This window comes from Holtiella tumoricola, assembly GCF_027857615.1.
Lineage (GTDB): Bacteria > Bacillota > Clostridia > Lachnospirales > Cellulosilyticaceae > Holtiella > Holtiella tumoricola.
Genome location: NZ_JAQIFT010000018.1, coordinates 1 through 287, shown reverse-complemented (window position 1 = coordinate 287; position 287 = coordinate 1). Strand labels below are relative to the sequence as shown.

Sequence of the window (287 nt, the reverse complement as noted above, 5' to 3'; positions counted from 1 at the left end):
GCATCAAGTCCAACATATTTGGTATCAAAGCCAAACCTTTCTTTTTGACGATCTAATCTTTCAAGATAAGGCTCTACATCACTTACATTTCCAGGTGTCACAAATACATCTGTAATGATGCTGTACTTAGCATCTACAGTACGATGGTCAAGGTAATGAAAACCTTCAGGTTTTCCATCACGCATCATATAGCCACTATCAGGGTCTGTAGTACTAATCTTTGAAAGTTTAGTTTCAACTTTTTCACATCTTGCTGAGAGTGGTTTTTTATGATGATACTGACGTGT

At 36.9% G+C, this 287-nt stretch carries 1 pseudogene; it reads right to left on the bottom strand.

Annotation, left to right across the window (positions count from 1 at the left end):
• Positions 1–287 (bottom strand): annotated as a pseudogene (locus PBV87_RS05455) (IS5/IS1182 family transposase); the annotation flags it as partial.